The organism is Microbacterium sp. SORGH_AS_0428 (assembly GCF_031453615.1).
Taxonomy (GTDB): domain Bacteria; phylum Actinomycetota; class Actinomycetes; order Actinomycetales; family Microbacteriaceae; genus Microbacterium.
Genome location: NZ_JAVIZT010000001.1, coordinates 967,077 through 985,414, shown reverse-complemented (window position 1 = coordinate 985,414; position 18,338 = coordinate 967,077). Strand labels below are relative to the sequence as shown.

The window sequence follows — 18,338 nt, the reverse complement described above, 5'->3', positions numbered from 1 at the left end:
TTATCAGCCCTCGATACCGAGGAGCTTGCGCAGTCGGGCGACGTGACCGGTCGCCTTGACGTTGTAGAGCGCCTGCTCGATGCGTCCGTCCGCGTCGATCACGAACGTCGAGCGGAGCACGCCCTCGACGGTCTTGCCGTAGTTCGTCTTCTCGCCCCACGCGCCGTAGGCATCGTGCACCGCGTGGTCGGGGTCGGAAAGCAGCGGGAAGGTGAGGCCGTCGCGCTCACGGAACGTGCGGAGCTTCTCGGATGAGTCCCGTGAGACGCCGAGCACGGTGTACCCGGCGGCGGTGAGGGAGGAGAGGCTGTCGCGGAAGTCGCACGCCTGGGTCGTGCACCCCGGCGTCATGGCCGCGGGGTAGAAGTAGAGGATGACGGGCCGGCCGCGGAACCCCTCGAGCGAGACGGCGTCGCCGTCCTGGTCGTGGAGCGTGAAGTCGGGGGCGATGTCGCCGGGCTGCAGCTGAGTCATGACTCCAGCGTAGGCGCTCAGCGACCCCCGAACGTGGTCAGCAGGCGCTGCAGAGAGTCCAAGCGCGCCGCACCGCTCGGGCCCAGCCTGCCCTCTGCCACCGCGGCGATGATCGCGCAGTCCGGGGCGTCGGGCAGGTGGGTGCAGCCGCGCGGGCAGTCCTCGGCGATCGTGGCCAGGTCGGTGAAGGCGCGCAGGATGTTCGCGGGGTCCACGTGACCCAGCCCGAAGGAGCGCACGCCCGGGGTGTCGATCACCCAGCCGGAGCCCCCATCGCCTCGGTAGCGCAGCGACACCGTCGAGCTCGAGGTGTGGCGCCCGCGCCCGGTGACCTCGTTGACGTGGCCGGTCGCGCGCCCGGCGCCCGGCACGAGCGCATTCACGAGGGTCGACTTGCCGACGCCGGAATGTCCGACGAAGACGGTGGAGTGTCCGATCAGCGCGGCGCCGATGCGTTCGACCGGCATCTCGCCGCGAGCGCTCGTGAAGACCTCGATGTCGATGCCGTCGAAGTGCGACAGGAACGGCGCCGGGTCGGCGAGATCGGTCTTGGTCACCACGAGAAGCGGGCGGATCCCGGCGTCGAGCGCGGCGATCAGATAGCGGTCGACCAGGCGTGCTCGCGGCTCCGGGTCTGCCGCGGCCACGACGACGAGCATCTGGTCGGCGTTGGCGACCACGACGCGCTCCACCTGGTCGGTGTCGTCGGCGCTGCGCCGGAGGAGGGTGGTGCGATCCTCGATGCCCACGATGCGGGAGAGCGTGCCCTCGGTGCCGCTCACGTCCCCGACCACGCGGGCGCGGTCGCCCGTGACGATCGGGGTGCGCCGCAGCTCCCGCGCGCGAGTGGCCACGATCTCGCGCTCGGTGGGCTCGTCTTCGTCCACGAGCACCTGGTAGCGCCCGCGGTCCACGCCGAGGACGCGTGCGATGCGCGCGTCGGCATGGGCCGGCCTGCGCTTGGTGCGCGGCTTGTTCGCTTTGGGGTTCGGGCGCGCCCGGAAGGCGGACTCGTCGTAGGCGAGGTCGTCCTCGTCGTCGTCCGGCGGCAGCCAGCTCACCCGGCGGACTCCGTGCCCGCGAGCATGCGGTCCCACAGCTCGGGAAACTCCGGCATGGTCTTCGCCGTCGTGCCGATGTCGTCCACGACGACGCCCGGCACGGCCAGTCCGACCACCGCGCCGGTGGTGGCCATCCGGTGATCATGGAACGCGCGCCACATCCCTCCGGAGAGGGGGCGGGGGACGACGCGGATGCCGTCTTCGAGCTCCTCCGCCTCGCCGCCCAGAGCGCGGACGTTGTGGACGAGCGCAGCCAGGCGATCGGTCTCGTGGCCGCGCAGGTGACCGATGCCGACGAAGGTGGAGGGCGCATCCGCCAGGAGTGCGAGTCCGACCAACGTGGGGGCGAGCTCTCCCACCGGCGAGAGATCGAGGTCGACGCCAGTGATGGCATCGCCGCCGGTGATCGTCAGGCTGCCGTGACGGCGACTGCTCCGTGCGCCGAACGCTGCCAGCAGCTCGGGCAGCTGAGCGCCCGGCTGCGTCGAATGCGCGGGCCATCCGCCGACAGTGACCTCGCCGCCGGTGATCAGTGCGGCCGCGAGGAACGGAGCCGCGTTGGAGAGGTCGGGTTCGATCGCGATGTCCTTCGCGCGGATCGGTCCGGGAGGGACGATCCACTCGCCCGGTGCCGGGCGCTCCACGTGCACGCCGCGGTGCGCGAGCGACTCCACGGTCATGTCGATGTGGGGGATCGAGGGCAGACGCGCCCCCTCGTGGCGCAGGTGGAGCCCCACGTCGAAGCGTGCCGCCGACAGCAGGAGGCCGGAGACGAACTGGCTCGACGCGCTCGCATCGATCGTCACCTCGCCGCCGCGCACATGCCCGCGCCCGCGGACCAGGAAGGGAAGGGACCATGTGCCGGCGTCATCGATGTCGACGCCGACCTCGCGCAGCGTTCGGATCATCTCGCCCATCGGACGGTGCAGCGCGCTCTCATGGGCGGTCACGGTCACGTCGCCCCGCGCGAAGCCGGCCATCGGGGTCACGAAGCGCATGACGGTGCCTGCCTGGCCGCAGTCGACCACGACGTCGGCGGGAGCGGTGGTGGCGGGCGTGATCCTCAGGTCGTCGCCGAAGGGGCCCGACCCCTCGAGTCGCTCGATGCCCACACCAAGGGCCGCGAGGGCGTCGAGCATCCGCGCCGAGTCGTCGGAGTGCAGCGGTGCGCGCAGGATGCCGGGGCCGTCGGCCAGGGCTGCGAGGACCAGTTCGCGGTTGGTCAGCGACTTGGAGCCGGGCACATGGACGATCGCCCGCACCGCCGCAGACGCGCTCGGTGCGGCCCAGCCGGCGAGATCGGGGGAATAGCGCTCGTCGCTCATCGGTTCCACCCTACTGAACCGTTCCGATCGACGGTGAAGGAAGGACGCGTATGAATGCCGTGCTCGAGCGCCCGAAGGTCGCTCGTGGGCAACGCGTAGGATTGCCCACGATGGACGACACTAGCTCTGCCGTGGACACCCGCTCTCAGTTCGAGGAGCAGGCGCTGCCGTTCATGGACCAGCTGTACGCGGCGGCGATGCGCATGACGCGCAACCCCTCGGACGCAGCCGATCTCGTGCAGGAGACCTTCGTCAAGGCGTTCTCCTCGTGGGCGACGTTCACGCAGGGTACGAACCTCAAGGCGTGGCTGTACCGCATCCTCACGAACACGTACATCAACGTGTATCGCAAGAAGCAGCGCGAGCCCTATCAGGGCGCCATCGACGATCTCGAGGACTGGCAGCTCGGCGGCGCAGAGTCGACCACCGCCACCAGCACCCGTTCGGCCGAGGCGGAGGCGATCGATCATATGCCTGCGTCGATCGTCAAAGAGGCGCTGCAATCGATCCCCGAGGACTTCCGACTGGCGGTGTACCTCGCCGACGTCGAAGGTTTCGCCTACCAGGAGATCGCCGACATCATGAAGACCCCTATCGGCACGGTCATGAGCCGCCTGCACCGAGGCCGGCGCATGCTTCGTGACCTGCTCGCCGACTACGCGAAGGAACGGGGCATCGCCCCGTCAGCACCCAGGAGCAAGAAATGACCGACTGCGGCTGCGAGAAGGCTCGGCGCGATCTCGAGGAGTACCTCCGCAACGAGATGTGCCACGTCGAGCACAGCGATATCCGCGAGCACCTCGAGACGTGCGCGGAGTGCCGCGACGAGGCGCTCGTCGCGACCACGCTCACCGAGGTCGTCGCGCGTGCGTGCAAAGAGACGGCCCCCGACAAGCTCCGCGACCAGGTTCTCGAGCGGCTCCGCGCCGCACAGGCGACTCATCACTGACGCACAGGGTTCCACGCCTGCGCACGATCCCCGATCGATAAGGTGACGGCGGCACTCTGAGTCCGTGGGAGGTCGCGTGTCACAGGCGGACTCGTCGCGCACCCGGCGCCACGTGATCACATCGGCGCAGGTGCGTCGATACGCGGCGCACCATCCTGTCAGCCTCGGCCTCGCGGCTCTCATCCTCACCGCCTCCGTCGCCACCGGTTCGCTGTGGGGCGCGGACGCGACGGCATGGGGCAGCGGCGCTGCGGCGCTCGCCGACGGCAGATGGTGGTCCGTCGTGACCGCTCTGGTCGTGCCCGACTCGACGGTCGAAGTCTTCCTGAGCATTCTTCTGGCGCTGACGGCGTTCGCGTACGCGGAGTCGTTGCTGGGGCATCTCCGGTCCGCGATCGTGTTCCTGTGCGGCGGAGTCCTCTCGATCCTTCTCGGCGCGCTCGCGCACGCCGTGCTATGGGGATTCGACGAGCTTCGGCCCCTGGAGTCCAACGACCCCGTGCTGGATCCGTCGATGGGGATCTTCGCGGGCGTGCTGGCCGCATCCGCTCTCTCTTCCGCTCTCTGGCGGCGTCGGATCAGGCTCGTCGCGCTCGCCACCGTCGTCATGTTCGCCCTGTACGCGGGCGATGCCGACTCCTGGTACCGGCTGATCGCCGCCCTGCTGGGACTCGTCGCGGGGTCACTCATGGCGCGGCGGATGCCCCGGTTGGACTGGCACCGATCTTCCTCGCGCGAGGTGCGCGCTCTGATGGCGGTGCTCGTCGCGATCACCGGTCTCGGGCCGCTCGCCGCGGTGATCGCGGGCGGCGGTCGGGGTCCGTTCTCCCTGGTGGCCTCGTCCTTCCTCGCCTTCGACGAGCATCTCGTCCAGCGGTGCGAGGTGAGCTACCGACCCGTGTGCGATCACGAGTTCGCGCTCGTGCTCACGCGCGGCGTCGGACCCGTGCTCCTCGCCCTCGTGCCGCTGGTGCTGCTGATCGTGGCCGCACTGGGTCTTCGACGCGGACGCCGCGCCGGCCTCGTGCTGGCGGTCTGCGTCCAGGGCGTGCTGGCCGTCCTCGCCCTCTACGCGCTGCTCAGCGGAGAGCTCGCCATCGAGCCCTGGGCGGACGGGTCGGGACTCGAGTACCTGCTGTGGGGCATCGCCTCGATCGGCGTACCCGTCGCGAGCGCCTCGGCGCTGATCGTGGTGCGGCGACGGTTCCCCGTTCGCGCGACCCGTCATGCGGCCCGAACCTTCGCGGCGACGGTGCTGATCGCCTTCCTCGCCTGCGGTGCCGTCTTCGTGGCGAGTGAGACGCTGCTGCGGCAGTCGTTCGACGTGACCCCGACGCTCACGGACATCGTCGTCGAGTCATGGCGCCGGTTCGTGCCTCCTGCCTTCCTGCAGGGCATCGGCCAGCCGCCGTTCCCGCGTCACGGCGCAGCCCTCTGGATCTACCAGTGGGTCGGCGTCGTCTTCTGGGCGATCGTCGTCCTCGCTCTCGTGCGCCTCTACCGCAGCGTCCGTCGTCCCGAGGATGCGGATGCGCGCCTGTACCGCGATCTGCTGCGTCGGGGCGGCGGGACCCTCTCGTTCCTCGGGACCTGGCGCGGCACCAGCTACTGGTACAGCGTCGACCGCACCTGCGCCGTCGCGTACCGCCTCGTGGGCGATGTCGCTCTCGCGGTCGGTGACCCGCTCGCGCCGAGTGGAGAGCAGGAGCGCGCCATCAGGGGCTTCGTCGACTTCTGCGGCGAGTCGGGGTGGACGGCGGCCTTCTACAGCATCCACGACGACGCTCTGCCGGTCTTCGATGACATGGGATGGAAGTACGTCTCCGTGGGCGAGGAGACGGTGCTGGACGCCTCCGAGGTCACTCTCGAGGGCAAGCAGTGGCAGAAGGTGCGCCAGCCGGTGACCCGCGCAGAACGCGAAGGCATGACGGCGGTCTGGACGCGGTGGGCGGATCTCAGCGCCGCCGAGCGTTCGCAGATCCGCGAGATCGACGAGCAGTGGGTCGCCGACAAGGCGCTGCCCGAGATGGGATTCACCCTGGGCACGCTGGACGAGATCATGGATCCGGACGTGGCGCTGCTGCTCGCGGTCGACGACGCCGGCCGCATCCAGGTCGTGACGAGCTGGATGCCCTCCTGGCGCGGCGGGGCGCGCACCGGATGGACGCTCGACTTCATGCGGCGTCGGGCCGACGGGCCCAACGGACTGATGGAGTTCGCGATCGCTCGCGCAGCGCAGCAGGCGGCCGCAGACGGGGTGGCGGAGCTCAGCCTCTCCGGGGCTCCGATGGCGGTGAAGCCCGATGCCGAAGCGCCCGGCGACACGACGATCCTCTCGGGGGTGCTGGGCTGGTTGGCGCAGACCCTCGAGCCGGCCTACGGCTTCGACTCGCTCTTCCGTTTCAAGCGGAAGTTCCACCCTCGGTATCGCACGATCTGGCTGGCGTACGGTGACCCGGTCGATCTCCCGCGGATCGGCACCGCCATCGGTCGCGCCTACCTGCCCGACGCTACTGTGCGTGATGTGCTGGCGCTGCTGCGCAGCGCTCGAGGAGGAGACAGATGATCCAGTGGCTGCTGACTCTCGAGCTCATCAACAGTCCGCTGCGATGGGTGGTCTGGTCGGTCGCCGCCGTGTGCGCGCTCGTCGTCCTCATCGTGCCGCCGCGCCGCATCCGCCGTCTGCTGATCACCGCCGCGGCGGGCGCCGTCATCGGCTACGCCGGCGCCCATCTGCTGGAGGCATGGGACGTCTTCCAGGGGCCGCTTCCGGTGCATGCCGCCCTCTGGATGTCGGCGGGTGTCGCGACCGTCGCCATGGGCGCGGTGGGGGTGCTCGTCCGTCCGTGGTGGCGTCGCGCGGTGGCCGCGTTGCTGATCGTCACCGGCGTGATCGGGATGGGGGTGAGCGTCAATGCCGCCTACGGACTCACCGGAAATCTCGCCGCGATCCTCGGCATACAGGCATTGGACAGTGCTCCGCTGCCGGGGACGTCTGCCGCATCGGGGGACGCAGCGACCCTCTACCAGACATGGACACCGCCGGCGGGCATGCCCTCGAAAGGCCGAGTGAGTGCGCTGTCGGGGGATCAGAAGATCCCGGCCACAGGCTTCCAGGCGCGAGACGCGGCGCTGTACCTGCCGCCCGCAGCTCTGGTGCCGGACCCGCCACGTCTGCCGCTGCTGGTGTTCATGATGGGCCAGCCCGGCACCCCCGATCCGACGGTGCTGGCCAAGAGCCTCGACGCCTTCGCGGCTGCCCACAACGGCCTCGCTCCGATCGCGATCGTCGCCGATCAGCTCGGCTCGGTCGATGTCGACCCCGCGTGCGCGGATTCCACGAAGTACGGGAAGGTCTCCACGTATCTCAACGTCGATGTCCCCGCGTACGCGCGGGCGCATCTGAACATCGTCGACGACCCCGCCTACTGGGTCATCGGCGGCTACTCGAACGGGGGAGCCTGCGCTCTCACATACGGTGCCCAGTTCCCGCAGACCTGGGGCAACATCATGGACATCTCCGGCAACGAGTACCCCGGCTCCGAACACATCGATCAGACGGTCAAAGAGGTCTTCGGAGGAGATCGTGCAGCCTTCGACGCGGCGAGTCCGGCTGCGCTGCTCGCCGCGCATCCCGGGCAGTACGCGGGGCATGAGGCCGTCTTCACGCACGGTGAGCAGGACGCGCAGTTCGGCCCGGGTCAGGTCGCGAACGCCGCGCGTGCACACGCGGCCGGATTCGCGGTGCTCACGCAGACCATCCCGGGGGAAGGGCACACCGGACCCGTTCTCCAGAAGGGGCTGGACTATGCGATCGGCGCGCTCGCGCCCCGCCTCGGCCTGGAGGCACCCGCCGCGGGGTGACGCCCGGGACGAGAGAAGGCGGGCCCCGGTATCCCGGAGCCCGCCTTCACGTGCAGCGTCTCAGAAGGTGAGAGCGCGGCGCAGGAGTTCGGCCTGCTCGATCTGGTGCATCTTCGCGGAACCGGCCGCCGGGGAGGCGGATGCGGCGCGCGAGACGACACGGATCGTGCGGTCGTGCAGGTGCTTGACGACCTCGAGGGCGATGAACGGCCACGCGCCCTGGTTCTCTGGCTCCTCCTGGACCCACACGAGCTCCGCGTTCGGGTAGCTGTCGATCACGGCGTTCAGCTCGTCGATCGGCGCGGGGTAGTACTGCTCGAGACGCACCAGAGCCACACGGTCGTCGGGGTTCTTGTCGAGCTCCGAGCGCAGATCCCAGTGGATCTTGCCGGCGTGCAGCAGCACCCGCGTGACGGCGTTCTTGTCGATGCCGCGCTCGTCGTCCAGCACCGGCTCGAACTTGCCCTGCGTGAATGCCTCGACGGGGCTGACGGCGTCGCGCAGACGCAGCATCGCCTTCGGGGTGAACACGACGAGCGGACGGCGCGGCTGGGCGTAGGCCTGTCGGCGCAGCAGGTGGAAGTAGGAGGCGGGCGTCGAGGGACGCGCGACGGTCATGTTCTCCTGCGCGCACATCTGCAGGAAGCGCTCGATGCGGGCGGAGGAGTGGTCGGGGCCGGCGCCTTCGTATCCGTGAGGGAGCAGCAGCACGACGCTCGACTGCTGGCCCCACTTCTGGTCGGCCGACGAGAGGTAGGTGTCGATCACGGTCTGGGCTCCGTTGGCGAAGTCGCCGAACTGCGCCTCCCACAGCACCAGCGCTTCAGGGCGCTCCACCGAGTAGCCGTACTCGAACGCGACGGCCGCGTACTCGCTGAGCAGCGAGTCGTAGACGAAGAAGCGTCCCTGACCGTCGCTGAGATTCGTCAGCGGCAGCCACTCCTGGCCGTTGTTGCGGTCGTGGAAGACGGCGTGGCGCTGCACGAACGTGCCGCGGCGGGAGTCCTGGCCCGCCAGGCGCACCGGCGTGCCCTCGACGAGGAGCGAGCCGAACGCGAGCAGCTCCCCGAACGCCCAGTCGATACCGCCCGAACGGCTCATGGTGTGCCGCTTGTCGAGCAACTGCTGCAGCTTGGCGTGCACGGTGAAGCCGTCGGGCTTGTTCACGAAGGCGTCGCCGATCAGCTGGACGACGTCGGTCGACACACCGGTCGTCTCCGGCTCGCCGACGGCCCGCTCGACCTCGACGCTCTCAGCGACGACCGGATGGGTCCCCGTCTCGGCCTCGTGCGTCTGGGCGAAGGCCACCTCGAGGCGGTCCTGGAAGTCGCGCTTGGCCTGCTCGTACTCCTCCTCGGTGATGTCGCCGCGACCGACGAGCGACTCCGTGTAGAGGCGGCGGACCGAGCGCTTCGCCTCGACGAGGTTCGTCATGAGCGGCTGCGTCATCGACGGGTCGTCGCCCTCGTTGTGACCGCGGCGGCGGTAGCTGACCAGGTCGATGACGATGTCGCGGTGGAACTCCTGGCGGTACCGGAAGGCGAGCTCGGCCGCACGCACGACGGCCTCGGGATCGTCACCGTTCACGTGGAGGATGGGGGCCTGGATGGTCTTGGCCACATCCGTCGCGTAGACCGAGGTGCGCCCGTCCACGGGCAGCGTCGTGAAGCCGAGCTGGTTGTTGATGACGACGTGCACCGTGCCACCGGTGCGGTATCCGCGCAGCTGGGACATCTGCAGCGTCTCCACGACCACGCCCTGGCCCGCGAAGGCCGCGTCGCCGTGGACGAGGATCGGCAGCCACGCGAAGGTGCCGATCGGCTTGCGGTCCTGCTTGGCGCGCACGATGCCCTCGAGCACGCCGTCGACGGTCTCGAGGTGGGAGGGGTTGGCGGCGAGGATCACCGGGAGCTCCGTGCCCGCATCCGACTGGAACGTGCCCTCGGTGCCGAGGTGGTACTTCACGTCGCCCGAGCCGCGCTTGTTGCCGGGGAGGCTGGTGCCCTCGAACTCGCGGAAGACCTGGCCGTAGGTCTTTCCGGCGACGTTGGTCAGCACATTCAGGCGTCCGCGGTGTGCCATGCCGATGGCGGCGCCGTCGAGGCCCGCCGAGGCCGCACCCTGCAGGATCTCGTCGAGAAGCGGGATGACCGATTCGCTTCCCTCGAGGCTGAAGCGCTTCTGGCCGACGTACTTGGTCTGCAGGAACGTCTCGAAGGCCTCGGCCTGGTTGAGCTTGGAGAGGATGCGCAGCTGCTCGTCGTGGCCGGGCTTCTGGTACTTGACCTCGACGTTGTCCTGGAACCACTTGCGCTGCACCGGGTCCTGGATGTGCATGTACTCGATGCCGAGGGTGCGGCAGTAGGAGTCGCGCAGCACGCCCAGGATGTCGCGGAGCTTCATCTGTCGTTTGCCGCCGAAGCCGCCAACGATGAACTCGCGGTCGAGGTCCCAGAAGGTGAGCCCGTGGCTTTCGATCTCGAGATCCGGGTGCGTGCGCTGCACGTACTCGAGCGGATCGATGTCTGCCATCAGGTGCCCGCGGACGCGGAAGGAGTTGATGAGTTCCTGGACGCGCGCGCCCTTGTCGATGCGCTCCGCGAGGTCGACGTTGATGTCGCTGCCCCAGCGGATGGGGGCGTACGGGATGCGCAGCGCCGCGAAGATGCCCTCGTAGAAGTCGCGCTGCCCGATCAGCAGCTCGTGGACCTTCTTGAGGAACTCGCCGGAGCCGGCGCCCTGGATCACACGGTGGTCGTAGGTGCTCGTCAGCGTGATCGTCTTTCCGATGCCGAGCTCGACGAGCGTCTTCTCGCTCGAGCCCTGGAACTCGGCGGGGTACTCGAGGGCGCCCGCGCCGATGATGCAGCCCTGACCCTTCATGAGGCGGGGCACGGAGTGCACGGTGCCGATGCCGCCGGGGTTGGTGAGCGAGAGCGTCGTCCCCTGGAAGTCGGCCGCGGTCAGCTTGTTGGTGCGGGCGCGCTTGACGAGGTCTTCGTAGGAGGCGAGGAACTCGTTGAACGTCAGCGACTCCGCGCGCTTGATGCTCGGCACCATGAGCGCGCGCGTGCCGTCGGGCTTGGGGAGATCGATCGCGATGCCCAGGTTGATGTGGGCGGGAGCGACGACCGAGGGCTTGCCGTCGACCTCTGCGTAGAAGACGTTCTGGCTCGGGAACTCCTTGAGCGCCTGGATGAGCGCCCACCCGATCAGGTGCGTGAAGCTCACCTTGCCGCCGCGGGTTCGCGCCATGTGGTTGTTGATGACGATGCGGTTGTCGATCATCAGCTTCGCCGGCACGGTGCGAACGCTCGTCGCGGTGGGCACCGTCAGCGACTCGTCCATGTTGGCGGCGAGGGTCTTCGTCATCCCCTTGAGCGTCGTGACGACGTCCTCCTGCACCTCGCCGGCGGGGTCGGAGGGCTGGGCCTTGGGGGCCTGCGCCGGAATCGGCTGCGGCTTGGCCGGCTTGCCGGTCGTACGTGCCACCGGCTGCGAGCCGATCACGGGGATGGGCGCGGTCACCGGGTGGGGCTCGGATGCGGCGGGCGCGGCCGTGGGGGCGCCGCCCGATCCGGCCTGGGAGTGGTAGGCCTCCAGGACCGGCCACCAGGACTTGTCGACCGAGTTACGGTCGACAAGGAACTGTTCGTAGAGTTCCTCGACGAGCCACTCATTGGCTCCGAACTCTCCTTCGTTCGATACTCCGACGCCCGTCACCTGGCTCGACACTCTCGATCGCCCGCTTTCGTGAGATTCATCCGCAATGCGGGGCCGTCGTGGGCCCACACGCACGACACGCAAGCCTAGTCGAGTATTCCGGGCTTCGCTCCCGGCGCGTCGCTGTTGACAGGCCCGTCGGAGTATGGGCGGCGTACGCTCTGCAGACATGGAGTTCTACGGCGCGCAACCCGAGACCGACCTCACCTACTCCGACGTCTTCCTGGTGCCTCGACGCTCCGGGATCACGAGTCGTCTGGATGTGGACCTGTCGCCGGGCGACGGCACAGCGATGCGCATTCCGCTCGTCTCCGCCAACATGAACTCCGTCACCGGTGCGCGGCTCGCGGCGACGCTCGCTCGGCGCGGCGGACTGGGCGTGCTTCCGCAGGACATGCCGCTGCAGGAGCTCGACGCCGCCATCCGGTGGGTCAAGCGTCAGCCCGTGCGCTGGGACACCCCGATCGTGCTGCCTCCGACGGCGACAGCGGCGGACGCCACCAAGCTCCTTCCCGCGACAGAGGGGTACGGCATCGTCGTGGCCGATCCCTCGGCCGCATCCCTCGACCTGGCCGACGTCGTCGGCGTCGTGCCGGCCACGCGCCTCGCGACCGCGCTGCCGGACGCGACCCTGGGCGATCTCGTGCGCGCCCGGCCTCTCGCCATCGACGCTGACGACGTGATCGACGCCCGTCATGCGTTCGACCTGCTCGTCGCGGCGGATGCGGAGACGGTGTGCGTCGTCGAGCGCGGCCACCTCGTCGGCACGCTCTCACGGCGCAGCGCACTGCGCTCGACCTTGTACCGCCCGGCGGTGGACGTCGACGGGCGCCTGATCGTCGCTGCGGCGGTCGGCATCAACGGCGACGTGGCCGCCAAGGCGCGTGCGCTGGCCGCCGCGGGGGTCGACGTGCTCGTGCTCGACACCGCCCACGGGCACCAGGAGGGCATGCTCCGCGCCCTGCGCGCCGTCGCGGAGCTGGACCTCGGGCTGCCGCTCGTGGCGGGCAACATCGTCACCGCGGACGGCGTGCACGATCTCGTCACCGCGGGAGCGTCCATCTTGAAGGTCGGTGTGGGTCCCGGTGCCATGTGCACCACGCGCATGATGACCGCCGTGGGCCGGCCGCAGTTCTCGGCCGTGCTGGAGACCGCATCGGCCGCGCGGGAGCTGGGCGCGCACGTGTGGGCGGACGGCGGCGTGCGCTACCCGCGGGATGTGGCGCTCGCGCTGGCGGCGGGTGCCGCATCCGTCATGGTCGGTTCCTGGTTCGCCGGGACCATCGAGGCTCCCGGAGAGCTGTTCGCGGATGCGCAGGGACGGGTCTACAAGGAGTCGTGGGGGATGGCCTCGACGAAGGCGGTGCACGCGCGGTTCGGCGGACTGGACGCCTACGAGCTCGCCCGGAAGGAGCTGTTCGCCGAGGGGATCTCGTCATCGAAGATCTACCTCGACCCGCTGCGGCCGGGGCTCGAGGACCTGCTCGACATGATCACCTCGGGCGTGCGTTCCTCGTTCACCTACGCGGGGGCGGCGACCGTGCCCGAGTTCCACGAGCGCGCGCTGGTGGGGCTGCAGTCGGCCGCCGGCTACGAGGAGGGCAAGGCCCTTCCCGTCAGCTGGTGACCCGTCTCGGCGCGCCCTCCGGTGCCCGAGTTGCGTCGCATGTGCGCAGATGCGCCACTTTTCCGCATCCGCCACACGTATTGACAGGCGCAGGTGCGCAGAAGTGTGGCGGCAGCGCGGCTAGCCCAGCGGACGCGGGCGGGATGTCGGGAGTCCGGCGCCGCGGAGGATGTCGTACAGGCGCCGCGGGTCATCGAGATCGCCGGCACGCCACCGCGAGAACCCACTGACCGCACGCCGGAGCGCATCCTCCCGATCCTTCTCCGCCGCGAGAGCCTGCGCGAGGGTGGCGAGCGCCCCACCGGGACGCCCGGGCCAGATGGCCTGGTCGATCGCGGCGACTCCCTGCACGAGCGGACCGGATGCGGCGAGGTCGAGCGCGGTCTGCGCCGGGCTGGTGACGAAGCAGTCGCCCCACGTCAGGAGCTCCGCCTCCGCCATCGCGCGCGTGTGCCGACGCATCAGCCCGGTCGAGCGCCCTCCCGCATCCGCCTCGACGGAGACATCCAGCCGCGCGGGCCACTCGCCGAGCATGTCGATGCCGTGGAGGGCGGCCGCGCCGTCGGCGAAGGCGGGTGAGCGGGGGAGCGTCGCGCCACGTCATGCGGCCATCGTGCGGCGCGCTGCGCGGGGGTGCGCCGCCGCATCCGTCTCCGTGGGAGGACGCGCCGCATCCTGCGCCCGGGGGAGGAGGGGGCGGCGCATGCCGGTTGTCGGCCGACCTGCCACCGGGGGCGACACATGTGCGCAATCGCGACAGTCACGGTCTGTCGCGATTGCGCAGAACTGTGGCGGATGCGCATATACGACGCAACTCGGGCAATGGCGAGCGGGGCGGGGCGGAGCGGTGCGGGCGGAGTGCACAGGAACGGGACGCAGGAGCCGGGGCTCCCGTAGACTGTCCGGCACGATGGACGACCCTCCCAGTTGCAGACGATGGCCCCACCGACCCGCCTCCCCCGAGGGAGGTGACGTGTGATGGATTACGTCATGCTGGGCGTGGGGCTCTTGCTCACGATCGGAACCGGTCTGTTCGTCGCCAGTGAGTTCGCGCTGGTGAATCTCGACCGCGCAGACCTCGAATCGCGCAGGGATGCGGGTGAGTCGCGACTCGCCATGACCATCAGTGCGCTGCGCATCACCTCGACCCACCTGTCGAGCGCGCAGCTGGGCATCACGCTGACGACGCTGCTGACCGGTTACACGATGGAGCCGGCGATCTCGAACCTGCTGCGTCCCGTGCTCGCGGGCTGGGGTGTGCCGGAGGCGATCGTGGTGGGGCTCGCGGCCACGATCGGCATCGCGATCGCGACCGTCTTCTCGATGATCCTCGGCGAGCTCGTCCCCAAGAACTTCGCCCTCGCGATCCCGCGGCAGACCGCGAAGCTGGTCATGCCGTTCCAGGTCGCGTTCACGACCGTGTTCCGTCCGGCGGTGTCCGTGCTCAACGGCAGTGCGAACGGCATCCTGCGCTCCATCGGCATCGAGCCGAAGGAAGAGCTCTCCGGCGCCCGCACCGCCGAGGAGCTCTCCAGCCTCGTGCGCCGATCCGCGAGCGCCGGCGTGCTGGAGGAGGACACGGCGTCGCTGCTGGATCGCAGCCTCACCTTCGCGCGCCTGACCGCCGACGACGTGATGACGCCGCGCCCCCGGGTGCACGCGGTCGCGGCATCCGACTCGGCGGACGACGTCATCCAGCTCGCCCGCAAGACCGGGCACAGCCGCTTTCCCGTCTTCGGCGACTCGATGGACGACATCGTCGGCATCGTCCATCTGAAGGCCGCCGTCGGTGTTCCCCGCGAGCGCCGCACCGAGGTGCCCGCCGCCGCCCTCGCGACCGAGCCGCTGCGGGTGCCCGAGACCGTGCACCTCGATCAGCTCGTGGCGGAGCTTCGTGCCCGCGGCTACCAGATGGCCGTCGTGCTCGACGAGTACGGCGGAACGGCGGGTGTGGTCACCCTCGAGGACCTCGTCGAGGAGATCGTGGGCGAAGTGCTCGACGAGCACGACCGTCGCCGTGCCGAGATCGTGCGCGGGGTGGACTCGCTCACCGTGTCGGCGGCGCTGCGTCCGGACGAGGTCCTGGATCGCACCGGCGTCCGGGTTCCGGAGGGCGAGGTCTACGACACCCTCGGCGGCTTCCTCATGGCCGAGCTCGGCCGCATCCCGGCCGTCGGCGACGAGGTCGAGATCGAGGACGGCACGCTCGCCGTCGTGCGCATGGACGGTCGCCGCGTCGACCGCGTGCGCTTCACCCCCAGACCCGTCCCGGAGGATGCGGACATCGACGAGCAGGAGCGGACGCGATGAGCGACTGGGCGGGAATCCTCTGGCTGGTCGTGCTGCTGGTGTTCAACGCGTTCTTCGTCGGCGCGGAGTTCGCCGTGATCTCCGCGCGGCGCTCTCAGATCGAGCCGCTCGCGGAGAAGGGGTCGCGCTCCGCCAAGACCGCGCTGTGGGCCATGGAGCACGCGACGCTCATGCTCGCGACGTGTCAGCTCGGCATCACGATCTGCTCGCTGCTGATCCTGAACGTCTCGGAGCCGGCGATCCACCACCTGCTGGCCGTGCCGCTCGAGCTGACCGGCTGGGGTGAGGCGGCGGTCGACGTCATCGCGTTCATCGTCGCGCTCGTGCTGGTGTCCTACCTGCACGTGGTGTTCGGCGAGATGGTGCCGAAGAACCTGGCGTTCTCCGTGCCCGACCGTGCGGTGCTCATGCTGGCGCCGCCGCTCGTCGGGGTGTCGCGGGTGTTCCACCCCGTCATCGTCACGCTCAACTGGATCGCGAACCACGTCGTGCGCCTGTTCCGCGTCGAGCCGAAGGACGAGGCGGCCTCGACCTTCACGCTCGAAGAGGTGGCGACGATCGTCAACCAGTCGCGCATCGAGGGCGTCCTGGAGGATGCGGCCGGGACGGTGTCCGCGGTCGTCGAGTTCACGGACAAGGATGCCGGCGACGTCGCCGTCCCGCTCGAGGATCTGGTGACGCTGCCGCAGCTGACGACTCCGGACGAGATCGAGCGCGCGGTCGCCCGCCACGGCTTCTCGCGCTACGTGATCGTCGACGACGAGGGGATGCCGGTCGGCTACGTGCACCTGAAGGATGTCCTGCGCGTGGCCGAGGACGGCGTCGACCCCTCGGTCGACCGTCCGATCCCCAGCAAGCGGATCCACCACATGGTGCAGGTGCAGGAGACGACCGACCTGGAGGATGCGCTGGCGGCCATGCGGCGGGCGGGGCGTCACCTGGCTCAGGTGCGCGACGCCCAGGGCAACACGACCGCCGTCCTGTTCCTGGAGGACGTCATCGAGGAGCTGATCGGCGAAGTGCAGGACGCGACCAGGCGCGGCCGCTGAATCGGATTCAGCGGCGGCGTGCGGCGCGCTCGTACTGCGGCGGCCAGGGGCCGACGACACCGAGCTCATCGGCGGCGCGGAGCGCGAAGTGCGGATCGCGGAGCCATTCGCGTGCTGCCATGATCGCGTCCGCGTCGCCGTCCTGCAGAACCTGTTCGGCCTGCGCGCCGGTCTCGATGAGTCCGACGGCGCTGACGGCGAGTCCTTCATCGCGCACGCGACGGGCGAGCGGAACCTGGTAGCCGGGGCCGACGGTGATGTCCTGGTGGGCGACGAGCCCGCCGGAGGAGATGTCGAAGAAGTCGGCGCCGGCCTCCGCCGCCCAGACGGCGACCTGTGCGGTCTCCTCGATGTCCCAGCCGCCTTCTGCCCAGTCGGTGCCGGAGAAGCGGACGAAGACGGGAAGCTCGCCCGCCGAGTCGCGCACTGCGGCGACGACCCGAAGCAGGAGACGCGCGCGGTTCACGAGCGGGCCGCCGAACTCGTCGGTGCGGTGGTTGGACAGCGGCGAGAGGAACTCGTGCAGCAGGTAGCCGTGTGCGGCGTGCACCTCGAGGACGTCGAAGCCCGCTTCGACAGCGCGGCGCGCGGCGGAGGCGAAGGAGGCGACGAGCGCGTCGATCTCGTCGAGCGTGAGCTCGCGCGGGGTGGCGTACCCCTCGAAGGCGATCGCCGAGGGGGCGACGGTCTCCCATCCGCCGGCCTCGGCCGGCACGGTGCCGCGATGCCCGGAGAAGGGCGAGTAGGTCGACGCCTTGCGCCCGGCGTGGGCGAGCTGGATCCCGGCGGCCGCACCGCGGGCGTGGATCGCCGTGACGATGGGCGCCCAGGCGTCGCGCTGTTCGTCGGAGTAGATGCCCGTGTCCTCGGGGGAGATGCGCCCCTCGGGTGACACCGCGGTCGCCTCGCTGATGACCAGACCCGCTCCGCCGGACGCGAACTGGGCGAGGTGCACGTGGTGCCACTCGCCGGGGAAGCCGTCCTTCGCGCTGTACTGGCACATGGGGGCCACCCACAGCCGGTTGCGGAACTCGACGCCTCGAATCGTGTAGGGGCTGAACAGCGCGGTCACGGTACTCCTTCGCGGATAGGGTGGCGCCATGACGGCGATCGAACAGGATGCGGCGCGTACCGCGCGCATCCTTCGCATGCCAACAGCGGACGATGACAAGTATTCCCGGGGGGTGGTGGGCCTGCGCACCGGGTCGGCGGCCTATCCGGGCGCGGCGGTGCTGGGAGTGAGTGCCGCCTGGCGCACCGGATGCGGGATGGTGCGCTACATCGGGCCCTCTCGTGCGGCGGACATGGTGTTGGCGCACCGACCCGAGACGGTCACCGCGCCCGGACGCGTCCAAGCCTGGGTGATCGGCTCGGGAACGGATGCCGCGTCTCGCGATCCGTCCGAGACCGCGGCGCTGCGGGAGGTGCTGGCCGGCGGCGACCCCGTCGTCGTGGACGCGGGGGCGCTCGATCTGGCGCCCGATGCCGCGGCTCCGACGATCCTCACTCCGCACGCCCGGGAGTTCGCGCGGCTTCGCGACGCCCTCGGGCTCGCGCCCCTCGGCGACAGGGAGGACGAGGCCCTCCAGACCGCTCGCGAGATGGGCGCCGTCGTCCTGTTGAAGGGATCCGTGACGCTTGTGGCGGATCCCGACGGCGGCCTTCGCCGCATCCGCTCCGGCGTGCCCTGGCTCGCCACCGCCGGCACGGGAGACGTGCTCGCGGGTGCGCTCGGAGCGGTCGTGGCGGGTGCGGTCGCGGCGGGCGATCCCTCGCCGGAACGACTGGCGGATGCAGCGGCCGCCGCGGCGTGGCTGCACGGACGCGCCGGCGCGCTGGCCGCCGAGCGCCGGGGGAGCCGGGGAGGTCCGATCACGGCGGGGGACGTCGCCGAGCACCTGCCGCGGGCGGTGGGGGCGACCCTCGCGACCCACGGCTGATCAGGAAGCTCCGTGG

14 protein-coding genes are annotated in these 18,338 nt (G+C 70.1%); 8 read left to right on the top strand and 6 right to left on the bottom strand.

What is annotated here, in order from left to right; genetic code table 11:
• Positions 1–3 precede the first annotated feature (3 nt).
• From bcp to aroA, 3 genes are read right to left on the bottom strand one after another with little or no spacing between them, the layout of a single operon-like run.
• Positions 4–474, bottom strand: a complete 471-nt coding sequence (gene bcp / locus QE374_RS04805) for a thioredoxin-dependent thiol peroxidase (protein ID WP_309732628.1) — start codon at positions 472–474, stop codon at positions 4–6.
• 17 nt (positions 475–491) lie between these two features.
• A complete protein-coding gene (rsgA, locus tag QE374_RS04800) occupies positions 492–1,535 on the bottom strand; it encodes a ribosome small subunit-dependent GTPase A (RefSeq protein WP_309732626.1) in 1,044 nt (347 codons plus the stop codon).
• Positions 1,532–2,860, bottom strand: coding sequence for a 3-phosphoshikimate 1-carboxyvinyltransferase (gene aroA, locus QE374_RS04795; RefSeq protein WP_309732625.1), 1,329 nt, complete (start codon positions 2,858–2,860; stop codon positions 1,532–1,534). Before aroA ends, rsgA begins: the two co-directional genes overlap by 4 nt.
• Before the next feature lie 110 nt (positions 2,861–2,970).
• Here aroA and QE374_RS04790 point away from each other — a divergent pair, with 110 nt between their 5' ends.
• The 4 genes from QE374_RS04790 (at position 2,971) to QE374_RS04775 (ending at position 7,673) form a co-directional block, all read left to right on the top strand.
• Positions 2,971–3,567, top strand: a complete 597-nt coding sequence (locus tag QE374_RS04790) for a sigma-70 family RNA polymerase sigma factor (protein WP_192900669.1) — start codon at positions 2,971–2,973, stop codon at positions 3,565–3,567.
• On the top strand, positions 3,564–3,809 hold the full coding sequence (locus QE374_RS04785; RefSeq protein WP_137416407.1) for a zf-HC2 domain-containing protein: 246 nt from the start codon (positions 3,564–3,566) through the stop codon (positions 3,807–3,809). Before QE374_RS04790 ends, QE374_RS04785 begins: the two co-directional genes overlap by 4 nt.
• A gap of 76 nt (positions 3,810–3,885) precedes the next feature.
• Positions 3,886–6,375, top strand: coding sequence for a DUF2156 domain-containing protein (locus QE374_RS04780; RefSeq protein ID WP_309732623.1), 2,490 nt, complete (start codon positions 3,886–3,888; stop codon positions 6,373–6,375).
• A complete protein-coding gene (locus tag QE374_RS04775) occupies positions 6,372–7,673 on the top strand; it encodes an alpha/beta hydrolase-fold protein (RefSeq protein WP_309732622.1) in 1,302 nt (433 codons plus the stop codon). The genes QE374_RS04780 and QE374_RS04775 overlap by 4 nt, the downstream gene beginning before the upstream one ends.
• A gap of 60 nt (positions 7,674–7,733) precedes the next feature.
• Here QE374_RS04775 and QE374_RS04770 read toward each other — a convergent pair whose 3' ends face one another.
• Entirely contained in the window at positions 7,734–11,408 is a 3,675-nt protein-coding gene (locus QE374_RS04770; protein WP_309732621.1) for a multifunctional oxoglutarate decarboxylase/oxoglutarate dehydrogenase thiamine pyrophosphate-binding subunit/dihydrolipoyllysine-residue succinyltransferase subunit, read from the bottom strand.
• A 157-nt stretch (positions 11,409–11,565) separates the two neighbouring features.
• On the opposite strand from QE374_RS04770, the gene QE374_RS04765 reads away from it, so the two are divergent.
• Positions 11,566–13,023, top strand: a complete 1,458-nt coding sequence (locus QE374_RS04765; protein ID WP_309732620.1) for a GuaB1 family IMP dehydrogenase-related protein — start codon at positions 11,566–11,568, stop codon at positions 13,021–13,023.
• A 120-nt stretch (positions 13,024–13,143) separates the two neighbouring features.
• Here the strand turns inward: QE374_RS04765 and QE374_RS04760 are convergent, their stop codons facing one another.
• On the bottom strand, positions 13,144–13,557 hold the full coding sequence (locus QE374_RS04760; RefSeq protein ID WP_309732619.1) for a hypothetical protein: 414 nt from the start codon (positions 13,555–13,557) through the stop codon (positions 13,144–13,146).
• 444 nt (positions 13,558–14,001) lie between these two features.
• Between QE374_RS04760 and QE374_RS04755 the strand changes: the two genes are divergently transcribed.
• Entirely contained in the window at positions 14,002–15,333 is a 1,332-nt protein-coding gene (locus QE374_RS04755) for a hemolysin family protein (protein WP_309736621.1), read from the top strand.
• Complete coding sequence (locus tag QE374_RS04750; protein ID WP_309732618.1) at positions 15,330–16,382, top strand: hemolysin family protein; 1,053 nt, start codon at positions 15,330–15,332, stop codon at positions 16,380–16,382. Before QE374_RS04755 ends, QE374_RS04750 begins: the two co-directional genes overlap by 4 nt.
• A gap of 7 nt (positions 16,383–16,389) precedes the next feature.
• Here the strand turns inward: QE374_RS04750 and QE374_RS04745 are convergent, their stop codons facing one another.
• The gene (locus tag QE374_RS04745; RefSeq protein WP_309732616.1) at positions 16,390–17,454 is read right to left on the bottom strand and encodes an NADH:flavin oxidoreductase/NADH oxidase; all 1,065 of its coding nucleotides are present in this window, start codon (positions 17,452–17,454) and stop codon (positions 16,390–16,392) included.
• A 28-nt stretch (positions 17,455–17,482) separates the two neighbouring features.
• On the opposite strand from QE374_RS04745, the gene QE374_RS04740 reads away from it, so the two are divergent.
• Positions 17,483–18,322 carry an NAD(P)H-hydrate dehydratase gene (locus tag QE374_RS04740; RefSeq protein ID WP_309732614.1) on the top strand — a complete coding sequence of 280 codons (840 nt, stop codon included), beginning with the start codon at positions 17,483–17,485 and terminating at the stop codon, positions 18,320–18,322.
• Positions 18,323–18,338 lie beyond the last annotated feature (16 nt).

Bases quoted from the DNA above. Each gene is read 5' to 3' on its own strand.
- bcp (WP_309732628.1), bottom strand. From the start codon at position 474: ATGACTCAGCTGCAGCCCGGCGACATCGCCCCCGACTTCACGCTCCAC.
- aroA (WP_309732625.1), bottom strand. From the start codon at position 2,860: ATGAGCGACGAGCGCTATTCCCCCGATCTCGCCGGCTGGGCCGCACCG.
- QE374_RS04790 (WP_192900669.1), top strand. From the start codon at position 2,971: ATGGACGACACTAGCTCTGCCGTGGACACCCGCTCTCAGTTCGAGGAG.
- QE374_RS04785 (WP_137416407.1), top strand. From the start codon at position 3,564: ATGACCGACTGCGGCTGCGAGAAGGCTCGGCGCGATCTCGAGGAGTAC.
- QE374_RS04775 (WP_309732622.1), top strand. From the start codon at position 6,372: ATGATCCAGTGGCTGCTGACTCTCGAGCTCATCAACAGTCCGCTGCGA.
- QE374_RS04765 (WP_309732620.1), top strand. From the start codon at position 11,566: ATGGAGTTCTACGGCGCGCAACCCGAGACCGACCTCACCTACTCCGAC.
- QE374_RS04760 (WP_309732619.1), bottom strand. From the start codon at position 13,557: ATGCTCGGCGAGTGGCCCGCGCGGCTGGATGTCTCCGTCGAGGCGGAT.
- QE374_RS04755 (WP_309736621.1), top strand. From the start codon at position 14,002: ATGGATTACGTCATGCTGGGCGTGGGGCTCTTGCTCACGATCGGAACC.
- QE374_RS04750 (WP_309732618.1), top strand. From the start codon at position 15,330: ATGAGCGACTGGGCGGGAATCCTCTGGCTGGTCGTGCTGCTGGTGTTC.
- QE374_RS04740 (WP_309732614.1), top strand. From the start codon at position 17,483: ATGACGGCGATCGAACAGGATGCGGCGCGTACCGCGCGCATCCTTCGC.